Origin of the sequence: Actinospineispora eucalypti (genome assembly GCF_039543365.1) — a bacterium.
In the GTDB taxonomy this organism is placed as follows: Bacteria; Actinomycetota; Actinomycetes; order Mycobacteriales; family Pseudonocardiaceae; genus Pseudonocardia; species Pseudonocardia eucalypti.
Genome location: NZ_BAABJP010000015.1, coordinates 641,688 through 662,063, shown reverse-complemented (window position 1 = coordinate 662,063; position 20,376 = coordinate 641,688). Strand labels below are relative to the sequence as shown.

Below are 20,376 nucleotides of genomic sequence, written 5' to 3'. Positions count from 1 at the left end.
CTCGGACGGCGCAGGTGGGGCTCCTTCCGGGCTTGGGTGCGGCCCGTTGCGGTTCGGACGTGGTACGCCTGACCACTCAAGTAACATACCGGGAGTATGCTTGGGCCCATGACGGCGAAGATCGTGCTGTTCGGCGCGACCGGCTACACCGGGGCGCGCACCGCTGAGGCGATGACCAGGCGCGGGCTGCGGCCGGTGCTGGCCGGGCGGAGCCCGGAACGCCTGGAAACCCTGGCCCAGCGCCTGGGCGGGCTGCCGACCGCGCGCGCCGACGTCTCCGACCCCGCGTCGGTGCGGGCGTTGGTGGACCGGGGCGACGTGCTGGTCAGCACGGTCGGGCCGTTCGCCCGGTTCGGCGCGGCCGCCGTGGAAGCCGCCGTGGACGCGGGGGCGATCTACTTCGACTCCACCGGCGAGCCCCCGTTCATCCGCTCGGTGTTCGAGCGCTACGGCCCGGAGGCCGAGCGGTCCGGCGCGGCGCTGCTCACCGCGTTCGGCAACGACTACGTGCCCGGCACGCTGGCCGGCGCGCTGGCGCTGACCGAGGCCGGAGTGGCCACCGCGAGCGTGCACACCGGCTACTTCATCACCGGCGGCCAGGGCGGCCAGCCGTTCTCCAAGGGCACGCTGAACTCCCTGGCCGGCACCCTCCTCGAGCCGATGTACGCCTGGCGGGACGGCGCGCTGCTGGACGAGCCGGCCGGCCGCCGCTACCGGGCGTTCACCGTGGCCGGCCGGGCGCGGCCGGCGGTGAGCATCGGCGCCACCGAGCAGTTCGCGCTGCCCCGGCTGGCCGCGACCGGAGTGGCGCCCCGGCTGCGCGAGGTGGATGTCTACCTGGGCTGGTTCGGGCCGGCCAGCAAGGCGGTGCACCTGGGTTCCCGGGTCACGCCGCTGATCGGCCGCACCCCGGTGCTGGCCAACGCGCTCACCGGGTTCGCCGGCGCGCTGGCCGCACGGGCGTCCGACGAGCCCAGCGCGGCCGCACTGGCCTCCGCGACCTCCTACTTCGTCGGCGAGGCGTTCGGCTCGGCCGGTCAGCCGCTGGCCCGGGTGCTGCTGACCTCCCCGGACGGCTACGCGATCACCGCCGACCTGCTCGCCTGGGCCGCCGACCGCGCGTCGACGCAAGGCGTCCAAGGCACCGGAGCCCTGGACGCCGTCTCCGCCTTCGGCCTGGAAGCCCTCACCGCCGGCGCCGCCGAAGCCAACATCGTCCCCATCCCCTCCCCAGCCTGATTCAGTGCCTTCAGCAGTGTGATTCAGTGCCTTTGGCACGGTGATTCGGTGACTTCAGCACGGTGATTCGGTGCCTTTGGCAGTGTGATTCGGTCGCTTCCGGCGGGCGGCCCGGGTTGCGCGCCTGCCCGGTGAGGCACGCATTAGGCTAACCGGGTGACCGCGCCGCGCCTGGAAGCCGACCTGCACGGGCTCGCCGGAGTCATCCGCATGCCCGAGCGGGGCGCGGGGCCGGTGCGCGCGATCCTGTTCCGGCTGCTGGTCGCGGCGACCGCGCTGACCGTCACCGTTTTCGTGGTCTACCTGGGGCGGGACGGCTACCGGGACGTCAACGAGGACGGCGTCTCGTTGCTGGACGCCTTCTACTACGCCACCGTGTCGCTCTCCACCACCGGCTACGGGGACATCACGCCGGCCTCCGACAAGGCGCGCCTGATCAACGTGCTGCTGGTGACGCCGTTGCGGCTGCTGTTCCTGATCGTGCTGGTCGGTACGACCCTGGAGCTGCTGACCGAGCGCTCCCGGCAGGTTTTCCGGATCAAGCGATGGAGGGATCAGGTGCGCGACCACGTCGTGGTGATCGGCTACGGGACCAAGGGCGCGGCGGCGGTGGACACCATGCTGAGCGACGGCGCCGACCCGGCCACCATCGTGGTGGTGGACAGCGACCCGGAACGGCTGCGCCTGGCCGGCGGGCGCGGCCTGGTCACGGTGAGTGGCAGCGGCACCCGGTCCGAGGCGCTGCGCGCGGCCGGGGTGCCCCGCGCGGCGTCCATCGTGGTCGCGCCGAACCGCGACGACACGGCGGTGCTGGTCACGCTGACCGCGCGCGAGCTGGCGCCGAACGCGACGATCGTGGCCTCGGTGCGGGAGACGGAGAACGTGCACCTGGTCCGCCAGTCCGGCGCGGACTCGGTGGTGGTCTCCTCGGAGACCGCCGGCCGGCTGCTCGGCATCGCCACCGCCACGCCGGCCGTGGTGAACGTGATCGAGGACCTGCTCACCCCGGACGAGGGTTTCTCCATCGCCGAGCGGCCCGTGGAGCCGGACGAGGTGGGCGGTTCCCCCCGCCACCTGACCGACATCGTGCTCGGCGTGGTGCGCGCCGACGAGCTGCACCGGGTCGACGCTCCGCTGGTGGACGCGCTGGAGCCGCACGACCGGCTGCTCTACGTCAAGAAGGTCACCGCGCCGCCCGAGCCGAGCTGAGCAGACTTCGAGGCGTTGCGCCGCGGAACCGAGCCACGACATGACATCCTCACCCGCATGACCAACCAGCCGCCCGGGCCGCCGGATCAGCCGGGCCAGCCGCCGTATCCCGGGCAGCCAGGCCAGCCGTGGTACCCCGGACAGCCGGCGCGGTACCCAGGGCAGCCGCAGTACCCCGGACAGGGCGGCCAACCGCCGTATCCGGGTCAGCCCTACCCCGGTCAGCCCTACCCGGGCCAGCCGGCGCAGCCGTATCCGGGCCAGCCGTATCCGGGGCAGCCGGCGCAGCCGTACCCCGGTCAGCCGTATCCGGGCCAGCCCTACCCGGGCCAGCCCTACCCGGGCCAGCCCGGGCAGGCGTATCCGGGTCAGCCCTACCCGGGCCAGCCCGGGCAGGCGTATCCGGGTCAGTACCCCCAAGGGTATCCCACACAGTGGGGCTATCCCGGTCAGCCGGGCTATCCCAACTACCCGATGCAGTCCGACCCGACCGACGTGGTCGGCACCCGGGTGGGCCAGTACCTGTTGGACGGCGTGCTGGTCGGCGTCGGCTACGGGGTGCTGTTCGTGGTGGCCTTCGTGATCGGGCTGGTTCTCGGCGCGGCGGGCGCCGACCCGGACGCCATCAACATCATCAGCCTGGTCATCGGCCTGTTCACCTTCGCGCTGGTCCTGTTGGCCGCCTGGGGAGTCATGGCCTGGTGGCCGGCCAAGCACCACGGCCAGACGCCGGCGATGAGCTGGCTGGGCCTGCGGATCATCACCGAGGAGGGCGGCCTGCCCACGCTCGGCGCGCTCACCGTGCGGTGGTTGATGCTGGTGGTGGACACCTTCCTGTTCATCGGCCTGATCGTGATGGCGCAGGACGCCCGGCACCAGCGCCTGGGCGACAAAGTGGCCCACACCCTGGTGATCCGCGCGAACTAGTGCAACGGCAGGGTGAGCTCGAAGACCGAGTCCGCCCCGCAGCGCAGCTCGCCGCCGTGCGCGCGGGCGATGCCGCGCGCGATGGCCAGCCCCAGCCCGGCACCGCCCAGGCCGCCGGACCGGCCCCGCGACTCGTCCAGTCGCACCAGCCGGTCGAAGATCCGCTCGCGGTCGGCCTCCGGCACACCGGGACCGGTGTCGGCCACGGTGACCAGCGCGCGCCCGTCACCCCGGCGCACCGCCACGGTGATCGTGCCGTCCTCCGGGGTGTATCGGCGCGCGTTGTCCAGCAGGTTGGCCAGCACCTGGGACAGCCGCTGCGGGTCGGCCCGCACGGTCAGCGGGTCGCCGGCGACGTCGACGTGTACCGACGGCGCCAGCAGCCGCACCCGCTCGGCCTCCGCGTCGGCCAGCGCGCGCAGCTCCACCGGCTCGGGGGTGAGCCGCAGGCCGGCGTCGATCTGCGCCATGGACAGCAGATCCTCCACCAGCCGGCCGGCCCGGCCGGCCTCGCGGATCAGCAGCAGCTGCAGCCGGTCCCGGTCCTCACCGGTCGCGCCGGTGCGCAGCGCGGCCTCGGCGGCGGCGCGCAGCCCGGTGATCGGGGTGCGCAGCTCGTGCGCGGCGTCCGCCACGAACCGCCGGGTGCGCGCCTCGGACTCCACGGCGGTCGCCTCGGAGTCGCGCGCGGCCGCCTCGGCCTCCCGGGCGGCCCGCTCGGCGCCCTCCAGGGCGTCCAGCATGTCGTCGAACGCGGCGGCGGTGCGGCCCAGCTCGGTGGTGGTTCGGGTCGGGGCCAGCCGGTGTCCGCGGTCGCCGGCGGCGATGGAACGGGCCAGCGAGGTCATCGTGTCCAGCGGGCGCAACGCCAGCCGGGTGCTCACCATCAGCCCGAGCGCGGCGGCGGCCAGCCCGCCGAGGCCGAGCAGGAGCAGCAGCTCGCCCAGGCGCCGCTGGATCCCGACCAGCTGGCGAACGTCGCCGTACAGGGTCAACCGGGAGCCGTCCGGCAGCACCCGGCGCACCACCCGGTCCGCGGGCTTCCAGCGCTCCAGGCGATCCCGGTGGCCGGGCGGTCCCATCCATGGCGGGCCGGGTGGTCCGGAGACCCCAGGCTCACCCGGCGTTCCGGACGCCCCCGGCGGACCTCCCGGCGTCCCGGGAGTGACGAACGGACCGCCCGGCGTGGGAGATACGAAGGGACCGCCCGGCGTTCCGGGAGATCCGGTCGGACCGCCCGGCGCTCCGGGAACCACGAACGGACCGCCCGGCATCCCGGGGACCATCGGCGGACCCGGCGGCATCGGCGGCACCGGCGGTTCGTCGGCCTCCTCGGGGTCGCCCAGCCCGTCCGGGCCGTCCTCGTCGTCCGTGTCGCAGTTGCGCCCGCCCGGGCAGCGGGCCGGCCGGGGCGCCACCCCGAACCGCGAGCCGTAGACCACCCCGTCCGGCGCGACCAGCCGGACCACCACCGAAGGACTGGACACCTGCAGCACGATCCGGTCCGGGGGCACCCGCTGCGAGGCCAGCGACGCGGCCTGCGCGGCGCCGTCGTTCAGCCGCCGGCCCAGCTCGGCCCGGCTCTGCGCGCCGACGAACACCAGCGACAGCCCCCCGACCAGCACCATCACCGCGCCCAACACGACCAGGCTGAACAGCACCACCCGCAGGCGCAGGGAGACGGTGTGCAGGCGCTCGTCGGTCATGGCCCAGTTCGTAGCACGTAACCGACCCCGCGCACGGTGTGCAGCAACCGGGGCTCGCCGAGTTTGCGGCGCAGTGCGGAGATGTGCACCTCCACCAGGTTCGGGTCGAAGTCCTCGTAACCCCACACCGAGGTGAGCAGCTGCGCCTTGGAAAGCACCCGGTCGCGGTGGGCCGCGAGATGCTCCAGCAGGCGCCGTTCGGTGGCGGTCAGCTCGATCGGCCGGTCGCCGCGCAGCACCGTGCCGGCCGTGCTGTCCAGCACCAGGTCACCGATCTGGATGGTGGACGGGGTGCGGCCCAGCCGGCGCAGCACGGCGGTCACCCTGGCCACCAGCTCGGCCAGCGCGAACGGCTTGACCAGGTAGTCGTCGGCGCCTCCGTGCAGCCCGCGCAGGCGGTCGTCGATCCCGTCCCGGGCGGTGAGCAGCAGCACCCCGGCGGCGCTGTTGCGGCGGACCACCTCGAGCAGGGTGAACCCGTCCCGGCCGGGGAGCATGATGTCCAGCACCACCAGGTCCGGCCGGAAGGTGGTCAGTTCGCGCTCCAGCCCGGTGCCGTCCGGCCGGCCGGCCACGTGGAACCCGGCGTCGTCCAGCGCGGTCAGCACGGCGGCGCGGATCGCCTCCGCGTCCTCCACCACCAGCACCCGCGCCCGCTCGGTCACCCGACCATTCTGCCCAGCCCACCCGGGCCACCCGGCCCGGCCGGGGCTGAAGATCGGCTTAAGGAAGTGGGTATACACAGGCTTCTCACAGCCGACCGGGGCAACGTCGGGGGCACGGCCGAACGGCCCAACGACGCCAAGGAGAAGCACATGAGCACGCCAGAGAAGCCCGAGCCGGAAGGCTCGAAGCCGGCGGCCGGCGGCGAACCGACCGGCACCGCGGCGGATTCCGAATCGCAGGAGAACCAGCCGGCCGGCAATCCCGCCGGGCCGCCCGCTCCGCCCGGGGGCGGCGGGAAGCGGCGGCTGCCCGGACCCCGTTGGGCCTGGGTCACCGCCGCCGCCGTGGTCGGTGTCCTGCTACTGGTGCTGGCCTTCGGGGCCGGCCGGATGTCGGGCCGGATGCACGACCGGATGGCCTGGATCGACCGGGCGGACGGCGGCCCCGGCGGGCACGGCCGGATGCACCACGGCCCGTTCGGCCCGGACGGCCCCGGCGCTCCGGGTGCCCCCGGCGGGCCGGGCTTCGGTCCCGGTGGTCCGGGTGGTCCCGGCTTCGGCCCGGGCGGCCCGGGGGGCATGCACGAGCGCTGGGGAGACGACGACGGCGACGGGGACGGGCCGCGCGGTCCCGGGTTCCGGTTCGCCGAACGCGGCGGCCCCGAGGTGGTCGGCGCGGTGGCCTCGGTGAACGGTCCCACCGTCGTGGTCAACAGTGACGGCGCCGGCCCGGTGAACGTGGCCACCGACGCCGGCACCCGGGTGGGTGGCGAGCAGCGCAAGGCGGTCGCCGACCTCAAGCCCGGCGACCGGGTGATCGTCTTCGGCCAGGAGGGCCAGCCGGCCCGCGCGGTGGTGGTCGCCCCGGCTCACGTGGCCGGGGTCGTCACCGCCCTCGAGGGCGACCGGGCCACGGTGACCAGCCCGGACGGTCTCACCCGGGCGGTGGACCTGGCGACCGTGGGCACCAAGCCCAAGGTCGGCGACCGGATCATGGCCCGGGGAACCGTCGCGGACAACGGCGCCACCGTGAAGGCGGAGTCCGTCCGCATCGCCACGCGGTAGAAACCCGCTTGCACGGCTGTGTTCGGATGGTCGGGTGACTCCTCCACCTGACCATCCGAACATCCGCGCGGTGACCGGGGCGCTGCGCGCCGGCGGCGCCGCGCCGGACAGCGTCGAGCGCATGCGGGTGCTGCCGGAAGCGGTGAGCACCGCCAAGGCGGCGGCCGAGGCGCTCGGCATCCAGGTCGGCCAGATTGCCAACTCGCTGGTCTTCGCCGCCGACGGTGAGCCGCTGCTGGTGCTGGCCTCCGGCGCGCACCGGGTGGACACCGAGAAGCTGGCCGCCGCGCTGGGCGTGGAGAAGATCTCCCGCGCCGACCCCAAGTTCGTCCGCGCGGCCACCGGCCAGGTGATCGGCGGCGTCGCGCCGGTGGGCCACCCGGCGCCGCTGCGCACCGTGGTCGACCGATCGCTGGAGGCCTACGACGAGGTGTGGGCGGCCGGCGGCATCCCGCACGCGGTGTTCCCGACCACCTTCGCCGAGCTGGTCAAGGTCACCGGCGGCACCCCCGAGACGGTCGCCTGAATCCGTCGACCGGTGCCGGCGCGACCCACAGTGCCCGGTCCGGGCGCAGGTCGGACGGGTAGCGGTGGGTGCCGCGCGGCTCGGCGTCGGCGTCGATGCGCGGCGCGGACTCGCCGAGGGGCATCTCCCAACCCTGCCACCCCGGCCCTACACCCGGCCTACAACTAGGGTCGGGGTGTGTCCTCCGCCCAGATGACCCCAGAGCTGCACCGCTTCACGCTGCCCAATGGCCTGCGCGTGTTACTCGCGCCCGACGCGTCCACCCCGGTGGTCGCGGTCGCGGTGCACGTGGACGTGGGTTTCCGCTCCGAGCCGGAGGGCCGCACCGGTTTCGCGCACCTGTTCGAGCACCTGATGTTCCAGGGCAGCGAGAGCCTGGAGAAGCTGGCCCACTTCCGGCACGTGCAGGGCTCGGGCGGGGTGTTCAACGGCTCCACCCACCAGGACTACACCGACTACTTCGAGGTGCTGCCGTCCGCCGCGCTGGAGCGCGCGCTGTTCCTGGAGGCGGACCGGCTGCGGGCGCCCCGGCTGACCGAGGAGAACCTGCGCAACCAGGTCGACGTGGTCAAGGAGGAGATCCGGCTCAACGTGCTGTCCCGGCCGTACGGCGGGTTCCCGTGGATCCTGCTCCCGCCGGTGCTCTACGACACCTTCCCCAACGCGCACAACGGCTACGGTGACTTCTCCGAGCTGGAGCAGGCCACGCTGGACGACGCGGCGGCGTTCTTCGACAGCTACTACGCGCCGGGCAACGCGGTGCTCACCGTGGCCGGCGACCTGAACGTGGACGAGGCAACCGCGCTGGTGGAGAAGCACTTCGGGGACATCCCGGAGCGCCCGGTCCCGGCCCGGCCGAGCTTCGCCGAGCCCGCGCCGACCGCCGAGAAGCGGGAGGTCGTGCCGGACGCGCACGCCCCGCTGCCCGCGCTGGCGCTGGGCTACCGCCTGCCCGACCCGGCCACCGACCTGGACGGCTACCTGGCGCACACGCTGCTCGGCTCCGTGCTGACCGACGGCGAGGCCGCGCGGCTGCAGCAGCGGCTGGTCTACGGCGAGGGCATCGTCACCGACGTCTCCGCCGGTTGCGGGCTGTTCGGCACACCGCTGGACGCCCGCGACCCGGACACCTTCACCGTCACCGCCGTGCACCCGGCCGGCGTGACCGCGGACCGGGTGATCGGCGCGGTGGACGAGGAGCTGGACCGGCTGGCCGGCGAGCCGATCGCCGAGGAGGAGCTGGCCCGGATCGCCGCGCGCTGGTCCGCCTCGCTGCACCACGAGCAGGACCGGGTGATGAGCCGCATGCTCGCCATGGGCGCCCGGGAACTGCTCTACGGGAAGGCCGAGCTGGCCGCCGAGCTGCCCACCCGGCTGGCCGCGATCGGCCCGAAGCAGGTTGCCGAAGCGGCCACCCGGCTGCGCGAGCAGCACCACGCGGTACTGGTGATCGAACCGGCCGCACAGTCCGAGACGGGAGAAACCGAGTGACCGCGGTGAGGACCCACCGGGACGCCGAGCACATCGGGCACACCGAGGCCGGCCCCCGCCCACTGCCGCCGCTGGGACCGGTGCGCGGCGGCCCGGAGCTGGAGCTGGCCGACCGGGTGATCGACTCCGGCCTGCGGGTGATCGCGGTGGCCCGGCGCACCGTGCCGACCGTGGAGCTGCGGCTGCGCATCCCGTTCGCCGGCACCGACCCGCTGCACTGCGCACGGGCCGAGATGGTGGCGTCCGCGCTGCTCACCGGCACCGCGAAGCGCGGCCGGGTGGAGCTGGACGACCAGCTCGCCTCGATCGGCGGGGACGTCGCCGCCACCGTCGACCCGGAGCGGCTGATGGTCTCCGGGAGCGCGCTGTCCTCCGGGCTGCCGGTGCTGCTCGACGTGGTCGCCGAGCTGCTCACCCGGGCCGCCTACCCGGACGAGGACTTCGCGCGCGAACGCGAGCGGCTGGTGGAACGGATCGCCATGGCCCGCTCGCAGCCGCGCACCGTGGCCCGGGAGGCGCTGCAGCGGCGCCGCTACAACGACCACCCGGCGGCCCGGGAGATGCCACAGGCCGACGACGTGGCCGCCGTGACCCCCGAGGACGTGCGCGAGCTGCACCGGGCCGCCGTGTTGCCCCGGGGGTCCACTCTGGTCCTGGTCGGCGACCTGGACCCGGCGGCGGCGATCGACGCGGTGGCTTCGGCGCTGGGTGGTTGGGCACAGCGAGGCACCGCCGTCGAGCTGCCGCCGCTGCCCACGCTGACCGGCCGTGACCTGCTGCTGGTGGACCGCCCCGGTGCGGTGCAGTCGCAGCTGAGGCTGTCCGCGCAAGCGGTGCCGCGCACCGACCCGCGCTACCCGGCGGTGCAGCTGGCCAACCTGGTGCTCGGTGGTTTCTTCTCCTCCCGGCTGGTGGAGAACATCCGGGAGGACAAGGGCTACACCTACTCGGCCTCGTCCTACCTTGAGTTCACCCCGGCGGACGCGACGCTGCTGGTGGAGACCGACGTGACCACCGACGTCACCGCCGCCGCGCTGCTGGAGACCCGGTACGAGCTGGCCCGGCTGTCCGCCGTGCCGCCGGCCGAGGCGGAGATCGAGTCGGCCCGCCGGTACGCCATCGGCTCGCTGCTGATCTCCCTGGACAGCCAGCCCGGGCTGGCCGCGACCCTGTCCGCGCTGACCGCGGTCGGGCTGGACGCCGAGTGGCTGCGCGGGCACCCGGCCCGGCTGGAGGCGGTCACCGCGGAACAGGTGGCCGAGGCGGCGGCGGAGTTCTTCACGCCGACCGCGTTCACCGGCGTGGTGGTCGGCGACGCCGGCCAGGTGGCCGCCCGGTTGCGCGCGCTCGGCGGGGTTGAGCTGCCTTGAGCTTCCCGATCACCGAGCCGCCCCGGTTGTCCCGGGCCACCGTGCGGCGGGACGAGCAGCTGCGGCTGGACACCGCGTGGCAGGCCTCGACCTGGCCCAAGGCACGCGTGCTCGTGGTGGACGAGAAGGGGCGCAGCCCGGTGGAGCCCGGCGGCTCCACCGGGTCGGTAGCGCTCACCAAGGCCGGCCCCGAGGTGTCGGCCGAACTCCCGGTCAGTGCGGTGCTGATCGGCGAACAGGACGACGTGCCCTACTGGGCGGTGCGCGGCCAGCCGTCCCTGCTGGACGGCGACGACCCGTCCCAGTGGCAGGACCTGCGCATGTGCGGCGCCGCGCTGGACGCGACCAGCGCCGGCCTGATGGTGTCGGCGGTGGCCGTGCTCAACTGGCACGACAACGCCGGCTTCTGCGCGCGTTGTGGCGCGCGCACCGAGGTGCGCCAGGCCGGCTGGCTGCGGGTGTGCACCGGCTGTGGGCGGGAGGAGTACCCGCGCACCGATCCGGCGATCATCTGCCTGGTGCACGACGGCGGCACCGGCGGCTCGGCCCGCGTGCTGCTGGCCCGCCAGCCGATGTGGCCACCGGGCCGGTTCTCCGTGCTGGCCGGGTTCGTCGAGGCGGGCGAGTCACTGGAGGCCTGCGTGGCCCGGGAGATCCAGGAGGAGGTCGGCGTCACGGTCACCGACATCCGCTACCTGGCCTCCCAGGCCTGGCCGTTCCCCCGTTCCATCATGATCGGGTTCGAGGCGGTGGCGGATCCGTCGCAGCCGTTGAGCCCGGCCGACGGGGAGATCGCCGAGGCCTTCTGGCTGACCCGTGACGAGCTGCGCCGGGCGTTGGTCGATGCCGCCGACGCAACCCGTGACTGGGCCACCGAACCCGGCGACGGCCGCCTGCTCGTCCCCCCGTCCATCTCCATCGCCCGCACCATGCTCGACTCCTGGTCCGCCGTCCAGGACTGAGCGGCGGGTCAGGCGGCGGCCAGGGCCGCCTTGACCTCGGCGAAGGACGGGTTGGTGGCGGTGCTGCCGTCCGGGTAGCGCAGGGTGGGCACGGTCTGGTTGCCGCCGTTCACGCTTTCCACGAAGGCGGCCGCCTCCGGGTCGCGCTCGATGTTGACCTCGTTGTACGCGATACCGGCCTCGTCCAGCTGCAGCTTCAGCCGGCGGCAGTAGCCGCACCACGTGGTCGAGTACATCGTGAGTTCGCTCATGCACCGTGCAACGCGCCGACCGCCCGCCGGCTTCCCGGATGTGACCAGGGTCAGTCGTGCAACCGGGCGCCCTTCAGGATCTTGTCGATCTTGTTGCGCGGGCCGTGCACGCCGATGCCCACGAGGTCCAGCGCGTCCCGGTGCACCGCGCGCACGGCGGCCCGGTTGTCCCGGTCGTTGCCGGTGTTGAACAGGTCGGAGGTGAAGACGGCCAGCGGCAGCCCCCGGCCGAGCGCGCGGGCGTGCGCGGCCGTGAGCACCTCCTTCGAGCCGGCGAACACCAGCACCGGCTGGCGGAACATGGGCAGGTAAGGCGTGTCGTCCGCGTCCAGATACGGCTCGCCGATCCGCTCCGGGGCGGCGAGCGCACTGGCCAGGAAGGCGGTGACGTTCAACCGCTGCCAGCCGGGCAGGTCGTCCCGCAACAGGATCGCGATCTTGGTGTCGAATCGGATGGGCTCCACCGGCCCCACGATGCCGCCGCCCGCTCGAGACGGTCTTGTACGTTCTTGGCATCCGGGAGAACGAACAGGTCACCGCGTGGCGGCCGGAGGTGCCGGGCGTCGCGGAGGTGTTCCATGCCCGTTTCACCGAGCACGCCTACCCGGCCCACACCCACGACGCCTGGACCTTGCTGATCGTCGACGACGGGGCGGTGCGGTTCGACCTGGACCGCCACCCCCGGGGAGCCGCCGCCGAGCTGGTCACCCTGCTGCCGCCGCACGTGCCGCACGACGGCCGCGCGGCCACGCCGCACGGCTTCCGCAAGCGGGTGCTCTACCTGGACACGCCGTTGCTCGGCGAACGGCTGATCGGGCCGGCGGTGGACGCCCCGGGCTGGGCCGACCCGGTCCTGCGGCACCGGATCGACCAGCTGCACCGCGTGCTCGCGCAACCGGGCGAGGAGCTGCACGCGGCCAGCCGGCTGGCGTTCGTGGCCGAGCGGCTGCGCCAGCACCTGCGGCCGGGAACCGGCGTGCCGCGCCCGGATCGAAAGCACGCCAACCACCTGGCCGACCGCCTCCGCCAGCTGTTGGACGCCAACGTGACCGGAGGCGTCACCCTGGACCGGGCCGCCGAGCTGCTGCACGCCCACCCCACACACCTGGTCCGCGCGTTCACCCGGGCGCACGGGCTGCCCCCGCACCGCTACCTGACCGGCCGCCGGGTGGACCTGGCCCGGCGACTGCTGCTGGCCGGGCAGCCGCCGGCCGAGGTGGCGGCCGCCGCCGGGTTCTACGACCAGGCGCACCTGAGCCGCCACTTCGGCCGCATGTTGGGCACCACGCCGGCCCGCTACGCGCGAGGCGCGCACCGGTGAGAGAGGATGACAGCCGTGCCGGCCGCGAACTCGACCTTCCCTGCTGACGCACTGGATCCCGAGCAGGCGGCCGCGGTCACCGCGCCGCGCGGCCCGGTCTGTGTGCTCGCCGGCGCCGGCACCGGCAAGACCCGCACCATCACCCGCCGGATCGCCCACCTGGTGCAGGTCGGCCAGGTGGCGCCCGGCCAGGTGCTCGCGGTGACCTTCACCGCCCGCGCCGCCGGCGAGCTGCGCACCCGGTTGCGCTCGCTGGGGGTCGGCGGGGTGCAGGCGCGCACCTTCCACGCCGCCGCACTGCGCCAGCTGCGCTACTTCTGGCCCCGGGTGCAGGGTGGCGAGCGGCCGTGGCAGCTGGTGGACCACAAGATCCGGGCGGTGGGCCAGGCGGCCCACCGGGCCGGCGCGGACACCGACGCGGAGTCGCTGCGCGACCTGGCCGGGGAGATCGAGTGGGCCAAGGCCAGCCTGATCACCCCGGAGGCCTACCCGGCCGAGGTGGCCGGTGCGCGCCGGGAGATCCCGACGGACGCGAACCTGATCGCCTCCGTGTACGCCGGCTACGAGCGGCTCAAGCTGGAACACCAGGTGCTGGACTTCGACGACCTGCTCCTGCACACCGCCGCCGCGCTGGAGGCCAACGCCGAGGTGGCCCAGGAGTTCCGCGACCGCTACCGCTGCTTCGTGGTGGACGAGTACCAGGACGTCACGCCGCTGCAGCAGCGGGTCCTGGACGCCTGGCTGGGTGAGCGGGACGACCTCACCGTGGTCGGCGACGCCAACCAGACGATCTACACCTTCGCCGGCGCGACGCCGCGCTACCTGCTCGAGTTCACCCGGCGCTTCCCGGAGGCCACCATGGTCCGGTTGCGCCGGGACTACCGGTCCACCCCGCAGGTGGTGTCGTGCGCCAACACGGTGATCGCCGCCGCGCGGGACCGGGCCGCCGGCACCCGCCTGCGCCTGGAGGGCCAGCTCCCGCCCGGCCCGGAGCCCAGCTTCGCCGAGTACGACGACGAACCGGCCGAGGCCGGCGCGGTCGCCTCGACCATCAAGCGCATGATCAACGACGGCACGCCGGCCAGCGAGATCGCCGTGCTGTTCCGGGTGAACGCCCAGTCCCAGGTGTACGAACGCGCGCTGGACGAGGCGGGCGTGCCGTACCAGGTACGGGGCGGCGAGCGGTTCTTCGCCCGCCCCGAGGTGCGCCAGGCGATGATGTCGCTGCGCGTCGCCGGGGGGAAACCCGGAAACGATAGGCCGCTGGCCGAAGCGGTGAGCGCGGTGCTCGAGCCGTTGGGCCTCACCGACCGGCACATCGCCGGCGGGCTGGGTCGGGCGCCCAGTTTGGCGCCCGACGGACACATTGCCGGCCCGGAGAACAGCGCGGCCCGGCAGCGCTGGGAGTCGCTGCGCGCCCTGGTGGTGCTGGCCGAGGAGCTGGCCGAGGTGGACCCGGACGCCGGTCTCGCCGCGTTCGTCACCGAACTGGAAACCCGCGCGGACGCCTCCCACCCGCCGACCGTGCAGGGCGTCACGCTGGCTTCGCTGCACGCGGCCAAGGGCCTGGAGTGGGATGCGGTCTTCCTGGTCGGCCTGGTCGACGGCACGGTGCCGATCCAGCACGCCGACGGCGACCCGGCCAAGATCGAGGAGGAGCGCCGGCTGCTGTACGTCGGGGTGACGCGCGCCCGCCGTGAGCTGGCCCTCTCCTGGGCGCTGGCTCGCACGCCGGGCGGCCGCCGGGGGCGGCGGCGGTGCCGGTTCCTGCACGGGGTGATCCCGGACCACCACCCGGCCGCGCTGGGGAACGGCCGCCGAGCCGGGTCGAAGCCGCGCTGCCAGATCTGCGGAACCCCGGTCGTCGGCGCCGCACCGGGCGCCTCGGGCGCACTGGTCCGCTGCCCGGACTGCCCCGCCTCGGTCGACGTGGAGCTGCTGGACCAGCTGAAGGAGTGGCGCAGCGCCACCGCCAAGCTGCAGTCCGTACCGCCGTACGTGGTGTTCACCGACGCCACGCTCACCGCGATCGCCGAGCGGCGCCCGGCGGACACCGCCGCGCTGGTCGCCATCCCGGGGATCGGCGCGGCCAAGCTGCAGCGCTACGGCCCGGACATCCTGGCTCTGCTGGCCGACTGAAACACAGTGGACGAAAGTCGGTTGCGCGCTTCGCGCAGCTGCTCCTAAGGTGAGTCTCACCGGGATCTTCGAGGCCCGGTTGAAACGTTTCGCGCCGCGCTTCCTCAGCGCCGCGCGTCTGCCCGGGAGGGGGGTGGCCACAGTGGCACTGCTGGCTAACCTCGCCGACCCGAAGGCGCAGTCTGCCCAGCTCACGTCCCCGCTGATGCGGCATGCCCAGGCCCAGTACGGGGCCACCGGTGTGTCCGGCGCCAGCATCGTCATGGATCGCCCCCGTGGGTGGGAATTCATGATCGTCGACGTGACCGGCACCCCGGCGAACAAGCCGCCATACGTGTCCGCCTCGGAGCGATGCCCTTGATCCGATCAAGGAAATCTCCGAGAAGCAGCCCAAAGGCCGCGGACCCGTATCGGGACCGCGGCCTTCGTGTTTTTCGGCCCAGTTCTGTCGGACCCGTTCGGTTCAATCAGTTTCACCGCACGACCAAGGAGGAGGGATCGAAGTGCTAGTGCGGAACGTCCCCATAGAAGGCGGGACGGTCAGCCACAGCCCGGTGTCGGGCCTGGTCAACAGCCAGGACGCCATCGGTCTGGACGGGTTGCTCGGCACCACCAGTGCCGACGCGACCCTGCCCTGTCAGGAGGCCGAGGACGCGGACCTGTGGTTCGCCGACGCGCCGGAGGACCTCGAGCGGGCGAAGGCGCAGTGCGTCTCCTGCCCGATCAAGGCCGAATGCCTCGCCGGGGCGCTGCGCCGGGGAGAGCCCTGGGGCGTCTGGGGTGGCGAGATCTTCCAAAGGGGCAGCGTCATCGCTCGGAAGAGGCCCAAGGGCCGGCCGAGCAAGGCTGCCCTCGCCCGGGACCGGGCGCTGGCCGAGGCCGGCGCACCGCTGTAGCAGAGATCGGTACGCCGCGGAGGCGTGCGGAAAGGAGACCTGGTGACCAACAAGTTGCTCGAGATCGTCGATCTGGAGAAGCGACCGTCCAGCCAGACCGAGGTGGCCGGCCCGACCGGGACCCGCCTCATGCACAAGGGGGTTCGGCAGATGTTGCTCTACGAAGCCTTGGCCAGAGCACGAATGCGTGAGGCCGAGGAAGCCGCCGCTCGCTACCGGGTCGCTCGTCGACTGGTGGCCGGGCGCCGGTGGGCGCGACTGGCGAAGTACGCCACCGCGCGCGCCGAGCGCGCCCGCCGGGCGGTCTGACCTCGGCCTGCGCGCCGCTGGATGTCCCGGGTTGGCACAGGACGCCAACCCGGGACATCCCCCCGCGAGTCGGGGATGTGGGTACGGTGAGTCGGGGATGTGGGTACGGCGAGTCGGGCGTCTGTGCTCGGTGAGTCGCGGACTCGTGCTCGGTGGGTCGGGTGCGCGGCGGAGGTTGTCGGCGAGGTGTTCGAGGCGCTGGCCGTTTGTGTTCGGTGCAGGTCTAGAGCGGCTTGGACGGCCGTCTTTAAACGCAACACGATGCCTAAGCGGGCTCGGTGAACGTGGCCGGCTGCCAGTGCTCCACGATGCCGCGCAGCGGCACCTCGGCGCCGAGCTGGCACATCACCGCGAGCACGCCGAAGGTGACCCGGTGGATGAGCAGGTGGTGGGGTGGCAGGTTCAGCGCGCGGCCGGTGCGGAAGTCCGGGCTGCGCAGGTCGCCGACCCGTTCCGCCTGCTCCTGGATCCAGCGCCGGCTGAACCGGAAGGTCTCGGACAGCAGCGGCTCGGTGAACGGGGCCAGGTAGGAGAGCACCTCCTCGGCGGTCAGCCGCATGCCGGGCCGCACGAACCCCTCCTCGCGCATGAGCTCGATCAGCCGCGCCGACTCGCCGTTCAGCGCCATCCGGCACATGTGCTGCAGCACCAGCGGCGAGCCCTCGGGCAGCCGGCCGACCAGCCCGTAGTCGAAGACCAGCAGCCGGCCGTCGTCCATCAGCTGGAAGTTGCCCGGGTGCGGGTCGGCGTGCAGCAACCGGACGCGCGGCGGCGAGGAGTACTGGAACTGCGCCAGCCGCATCCCGGCCAGGTCCCGGGTGGCCTGGTCGCCGGCCCGGATGACCTCGGACAGCGGGGTGCCCCGGACCCACTCGGTGATCATCACCTTGGGCGCCGACGCGAACACCCTCGGCACCTTGATCTCCGGGTCGTCGGCGAACGCCTTGGCGAACGCGCGCTGCTTGTCCGCCTCGTCCCGGTAGTCCAGCTCCTCGGCCATCCGGTCGCGCAGCTCCGCGATCAGCGGCTTGACCTCCATGCCCGGAACCAGCGGCTGGATCAACCGGCTGAACCGGCCGAGCTGGCGGAGGTCGGCGAGCAGAGCCTCGTCCGCGCCCGGGTACTGCACCTTGACCGCGACCTCCCGGCCGTCGTGCCACACGCCCCGGTGCACCTGGCCGATGCTCGCGGCGGCGGCCGGCTCGTCCTCGAACTCGGTGAACCGCTCCCGCCAGCCCCGGCCCAGCTGCTCGGCCAACACCCGGTGGGTGTCCTTGGCCGGCATCGGCGGCGCCGCGCTCTGCAGCTTGGTGAGCGCCTCGCGGTACGGCTGGGCCAGCTCGTCGGGTACCGCCGCCTCGAAGATGCTCAGCGCCTGGCCGAACTTCATCGCGCCGCCCTTGAGCTCGCCGAGCACCGCGAAGAGCTGCTCGGCACTGCGCGCGGACAACTGCGCGGAGATCTCCTCGCCGTCGCCGCCCACCATGCGGCGACCCCACCCGGCCGCCGCGCGCCCGGCGACGCCGAGCGGCAGGCTGGCGAGCTTGGCGGTGCGCCGGGCACCACTTCGTGGGATATCGGCCATGCCGCCATTGTCCACCGAACGCGCGGCGCGACGCATCTCACCCTCGCCGGAGCCGACCCGTTTCAGGCCCCGCGCCGGCCGGCCCCGCAGTCGCAACCGGGGTGCGGCGGGCACGGGTGCCGGTGCAGTTCGCCCAGCTCGAGGCGGAACTCCAGCATCGCGTCCAGCACCGGGGGACCGGGTGTGGCCGAGTCGTCCGGGTCGACCATGGCGTCCAACACACGCAGCGCCTGGGCGGTGGTCAGTGCGGCGGTGCCGAGGGCGCACGCCGGATCGGCCCGGCCGATCCGGCCGGTCAGCCCGGCCGACACCGTGCCCCAGCACTCGTCGTGGTCGGCCCGGTGCAGCTCGAGGCAGCGCAGGCAGGCCGACCGGCCGAGCAGCACCAGCGGGCCGACCAGGCCCGCCCCGTCCATCAGCCGCGCGGGCAGCAGCGGCACCCCGGCGGCCAGCCACGCCCGGTGCGGCTCGGCGCTCGGGTTGACCAGGTCGGTGAGCACGATCAGGTCCGGGCGGGCCCCGCTGCGCGGCGCCTCGCCGTGCGCGTACGTCCGGACCGCGCCCACGCCGGCCTCGGTCAACCCGCCGGCCACCAGGTCGAGCAGCGGGCCGGCCCCGAACAGCGCCACTCGCCCGGTGCCGCGCGCCTCGGCGACCCTGGCCGGCCGCCTCGCGTCGACCAGCACCCCGCTGGAGTAGAGCTCGACCAGCACCGCCCGGGCCAGCTCCCGGTCCGCCCCCAGCTCCGCGGCCCGGCTCAGCAACCGGTCGGTCGGCCAGGCCCCGTGCAGCTCCAGCAGCCACCGGCGCAGCGGCCCACTCAACCCGGCGACCTCGAACGCCCGCCCGGGCACCAGCCCGAACTGGACCGCATCCACGTCGCGCCGGTGCACGTCATGATGCGGCCGCGCACACACCACCGCCGGCAACCCGCCCGCGATATCCCCCACCCCCCGATCCTGACAGATCCAGCCCTCCCACCACGCCGATTCAGTGACTTCAGCACGCTGATTCAGTGACTTCAGCAGGGTGATTCAGTCACTTTGGCCGGTTGGCGCTGTTTCCGGGATCGGGCGGACGCGCGGGTGAGGCCCGTTGACCACGAAAGGCCACGCGCGACCCCGTGTAACGCAGCGCTGAAACGGCATCACCCTGCCAAACCCACTGAACCACGGTGCGGAACCGACTGAACCACCGTGCCAAACCCACTGAATCACGCTGCTGAACCGACTGAATCACGCTGCTGAACCGACTGAATCACCCCGCTGAAGTCACTGAATCAGCGTGCTGAAGTGACTGAGTCAGGGGTTAGATGGCGTAGTCGCCGGAGGAGCGGGGGGCGTCGTAGGGGCGCGAGTAGAGGCGCTCGTGGAACGCCACGAACCGGCGGGCGACCTCGACGCCTCGGCGCTCCCGCAGCCGGGTGTCCAGGCCGCTCAGCTGAGAGGCGAACAGCTTCCGCGCCCGCGCGTACCGGTCGGCACACAGCTCGAGGACGTCCAGGAACACCTCCAGGCCCTCCCGCGCCCCGGTTGCGCGATGGACCTCGTAGAGGCACACGTTCAGCTCGCCGTGGATCAGGTCCTTGCGCAGCCGGTTGAGGGCCGGCACCGCGCCGGAAGCGGCGGCCAGCAGCGGAATCGCCGAGTCGGACCCGTTCTCGGCGAACCGGGGCCGAAGGCCGTCCACCAGTGCGGCCCGCTCCGCCCGTGACATCTCCAGCAGCGGGGTGCCGACGTCGTTGAGCAGGCGCACCAACAGGGCGGCCGTGTCGAACGCGGCGACCAGCGACCCGTCCGCCAGCACGGCGGGGTAACCGGGGTCGCTGGACAGGATCTCGCCGAACACCGAGGCGAAGTAGCCGAGCGTCGGGGTGACCAGGATGGTGTGCACGCTGGTCTCCAGCAGTTCCTCGCGGGACAGCGCGGAGGCGCCCAGCGTGCGGTCCACCGCCGCGTAGCGGTATACCGTGCGGTCCCGCACGATCGGCTCGGTGCGGGTGCCGGCGAGCGCCGTGAGCACGTCGCGGCCCGACTCCACGTTCGCCACCAGGCCGTCCCACACCGTGGCGTCCAGCTCGTCGACGGTCGGACGCCCCGGACCGTCGGCGTATCGCCGGGCGACCATCCGGTGCTCCTTCGGCCGCAGGCTCTGCTCGAAGGCGGACACCACCGAGGCCGGCCGGCGCAGGTCCGCGAGCAGCTCGGTGGCCGGGCGGCCGGTCGGTGAGCGCAGCTCGGCGGCCACCTCGGCGTCGAAGGCCAGCACCAGCTCCCGCCGCACCGGGTCGGCGCCCGGCGCGGCCAGCCCGATGCCCAGGTTGTCCGAGACCACCTCGAAGACCTGGTACAGGTTCACCGGTGCGGCATGCCCGACCAGGGTGGGCCAGTCCGTGCCCTCGTCCAGGCCGGCCAGTACCGAGGCGGTGAGGTTGGCCAGCTGGTCCAACGCGTTGATCCGGCAGAACAGCTCGCGGTCCGGGTTGGCCGCCGACAACGCCCAGCGGTAGTACGCGCGGTACTCCTCGCCCGGCAGGTAGGCGTCCAACGCCCGCGCGAGGCGTTCCCGGGTGTCGGCGAAGGTGAACTCTCGCTGAGACTGATCCATGCCACTGATTTGCCCGCGCACGCCGGCCTCCCGGAGCCACCACCCAGCTGGCGCTCAGAATGGGGCACTCATTGGTAGCCCACCATTCGAAACGGCAGATCAGACCCG

20 protein-coding genes are annotated in these 20,376 nt (G+C 73.4%); 13 read left to right on the top strand and 7 right to left on the bottom strand.

Annotation, left to right across the window (positions count from 1 at the left end):
• The first annotated feature begins 108 nt into the window (after window positions 1-108).
• The 3 genes from ABEB12_RS19185 to ABEB12_RS19175 all read left to right on the top strand — a co-directional run bounded on the left by ABEB12_RS19185 (window position 109) and on the right by ABEB12_RS19175 (window position 3,375).
• Window positions 109-1,239 carry an NAD(P)H-binding protein gene (locus tag ABEB12_RS19185; RefSeq protein ID WP_185059061.1) on the top strand — a complete coding sequence of 377 codons (1,131 nt, stop codon included), beginning with the start codon at window positions 109-111 and terminating at the stop codon, window positions 1,237-1,239.
• 210 nt (window positions 1,240-1,449) lie between these two features.
• A complete protein-coding gene (locus ABEB12_RS19180) occupies window positions 1,450-2,448 on the top strand; it encodes an NAD-binding protein (protein ID WP_185061122.1) in 999 nt (332 codons plus the stop codon).
• Window positions 2,449-2,505: 57 nt separating this feature from the next.
• Window positions 2,506-3,375 (top strand): RDD family protein, encoded by an 870-nt coding sequence (locus ABEB12_RS19175; RefSeq protein WP_185059062.1) that lies wholly within the window; start codon window positions 2,506-2,508, stop codon window positions 3,373-3,375.
• On the opposite strand, the gene ABEB12_RS19170 is transcribed toward ABEB12_RS19175, so the two are convergent.
• Both ABEB12_RS19170 and ABEB12_RS19165 read right to left on the bottom strand, forming a co-directional pair.
• On the bottom strand, window positions 3,372-5,081 hold the full coding sequence (locus ABEB12_RS19170) for a HAMP domain-containing sensor histidine kinase (protein WP_345702930.1): 1,710 nt from the start codon (window positions 5,079-5,081) through the stop codon (window positions 3,372-3,374). The genes ABEB12_RS19175 and ABEB12_RS19170 overlap by 4 nt on opposite strands.
• Window positions 5,078-5,746 (bottom strand): winged helix-turn-helix domain-containing protein, encoded by a 669-nt coding sequence (locus ABEB12_RS19165; protein WP_185059063.1) that lies wholly within the window; start codon window positions 5,744-5,746, stop codon window positions 5,078-5,080. The genes ABEB12_RS19170 and ABEB12_RS19165 overlap by 4 nt, the downstream gene beginning before the upstream one ends.
• 150 nt (window positions 5,747-5,896) lie before the next feature.
• Between ABEB12_RS19165 and ABEB12_RS19160 the strand changes: the two genes are divergently transcribed.
• From ABEB12_RS19160 to nudC, 5 genes are all read left to right on the top strand, one after another.
• Window positions 5,897-6,811, top strand: a complete 915-nt coding sequence (locus ABEB12_RS19160; protein ID WP_185061411.1) for a hypothetical protein — start codon at window positions 5,897-5,899, stop codon at window positions 6,809-6,811.
• Window positions 6,812-6,845: 34 nt separating this feature from the next.
• Complete coding sequence (locus ABEB12_RS19155; RefSeq protein WP_425572255.1) at window positions 6,846-7,337, top strand: YbaK/EbsC family protein; 492 nt, start codon at window positions 6,846-6,848, stop codon at window positions 7,335-7,337.
• Between the two features lie 192 nt (window positions 7,338-7,529).
• On the top strand, window positions 7,530-8,828 hold the full coding sequence (locus tag ABEB12_RS19150) for an insulinase family protein (RefSeq protein WP_185061125.1): 1,299 nt from the start codon (window positions 7,530-7,532) through the stop codon (window positions 8,826-8,828).
• Window positions 8,825-10,198 (top strand): insulinase family protein, encoded by a 1,374-nt coding sequence (locus ABEB12_RS19145; protein WP_185059064.1) that lies wholly within the window; start codon window positions 8,825-8,827, stop codon window positions 10,196-10,198. Before ABEB12_RS19150 ends, ABEB12_RS19145 begins: the two co-directional genes overlap by 4 nt.
• The gene (gene nudC, locus ABEB12_RS19140; RefSeq protein WP_185059065.1) at window positions 10,195-11,160 is read left to right on the top strand and encodes an NAD(+) diphosphatase; all 966 of its coding nucleotides are present in this window, start codon (window positions 10,195-10,197) and stop codon (window positions 11,158-11,160) included. The genes ABEB12_RS19145 and nudC overlap by 4 nt, the downstream gene beginning before the upstream one ends.
• An 8-nt stretch (window positions 11,161-11,168) precedes the next feature.
• On the opposite strand, the gene ABEB12_RS19135 is transcribed toward nudC, so the two are convergent.
• Entirely contained in the window at window positions 11,169-11,411 is a 243-nt protein-coding gene (locus tag ABEB12_RS19135; RefSeq protein WP_185059066.1) for a mycoredoxin, read from the bottom strand.
• A 50-nt stretch (window positions 11,412-11,461) separates the two neighbouring features.
• Entirely contained in the window at window positions 11,462-11,875 is a 414-nt protein-coding gene (locus tag ABEB12_RS19130; RefSeq protein WP_345702929.1) for a DUF2000 domain-containing protein, read from the bottom strand.
• Between the two features lie 35 nt (window positions 11,876-11,910).
• On the opposite strand from ABEB12_RS19130, the gene ABEB12_RS19125 reads away from it, so the two are divergent.
• The 5 genes from ABEB12_RS19125 to ABEB12_RS19105 all read left to right on the top strand — a co-directional run bounded on the left by ABEB12_RS19125 (window position 11,911) and on the right by ABEB12_RS19105 (window position 16,076).
• The gene (locus ABEB12_RS19125) at window positions 11,911-12,732 is read left to right on the top strand and encodes a helix-turn-helix domain-containing protein (RefSeq protein ID WP_221497552.1); all 822 of its coding nucleotides are present in this window, start codon (window positions 11,911-11,913) and stop codon (window positions 12,730-12,732) included.
• Window positions 12,733-12,738: 6 nt separating this feature from the next.
• A complete protein-coding gene (locus ABEB12_RS19120; protein ID WP_185059067.1) occupies window positions 12,739-14,871 on the top strand; it encodes a UvrD-helicase domain-containing protein in 2,133 nt (710 codons plus the stop codon).
• A 49-nt stretch (window positions 14,872-14,920) separates the two neighbouring features.
• Window positions 14,921-15,232 carry a hypothetical protein gene (locus ABEB12_RS19115; RefSeq protein ID WP_185059068.1) on the top strand — a complete coding sequence of 104 codons (312 nt, stop codon included), beginning with the start codon at window positions 14,921-14,923 and terminating at the stop codon, window positions 15,230-15,232.
• 142 nt (window positions 15,233-15,374) lie between these two features.
• Window positions 15,375-15,767 (top strand): WhiB family transcriptional regulator, encoded by a 393-nt coding sequence (locus ABEB12_RS19110; RefSeq protein ID WP_185059069.1) that lies wholly within the window; start codon window positions 15,375-15,377, stop codon window positions 15,765-15,767.
• A 42-nt stretch (window positions 15,768-15,809) separates the two neighbouring features.
• The gene (locus ABEB12_RS19105; protein WP_185059070.1) at window positions 15,810-16,076 is read left to right on the top strand and encodes a hypothetical protein; all 267 of its coding nucleotides are present in this window, start codon (window positions 15,810-15,812) and stop codon (window positions 16,074-16,076) included.
• A 265-nt stretch (window positions 16,077-16,341) separates the two neighbouring features.
• Here the strand turns inward: ABEB12_RS19105 and ABEB12_RS19100 are convergent, their stop codons facing one another.
• From ABEB12_RS19100 to ABEB12_RS19090, 3 genes are all read right to left on the bottom strand, one after another.
• Window positions 16,342-17,661: an AarF/UbiB family protein gene (locus ABEB12_RS19100; RefSeq protein WP_185059071.1), complete on the bottom strand. Its 1,320-nt coding sequence runs from the start codon at window positions 17,659-17,661 to the stop codon at window positions 16,342-16,344.
• A 62-nt stretch (window positions 17,662-17,723) separates the two neighbouring features.
• A complete protein-coding gene (locus ABEB12_RS19095; protein WP_185059072.1) occupies window positions 17,724-18,611 on the bottom strand; it encodes a hypothetical protein in 888 nt (295 codons plus the stop codon).
• A gap of 358 nt (window positions 18,612-18,969) precedes the next feature.
• Window positions 18,970-20,268, bottom strand: coding sequence for a hypothetical protein (locus tag ABEB12_RS19090; RefSeq protein ID WP_185059073.1), 1,299 nt, complete (start codon window positions 20,266-20,268; stop codon window positions 18,970-18,972).
• Window positions 20,269-20,376: the final 108 nt, after the last annotated feature.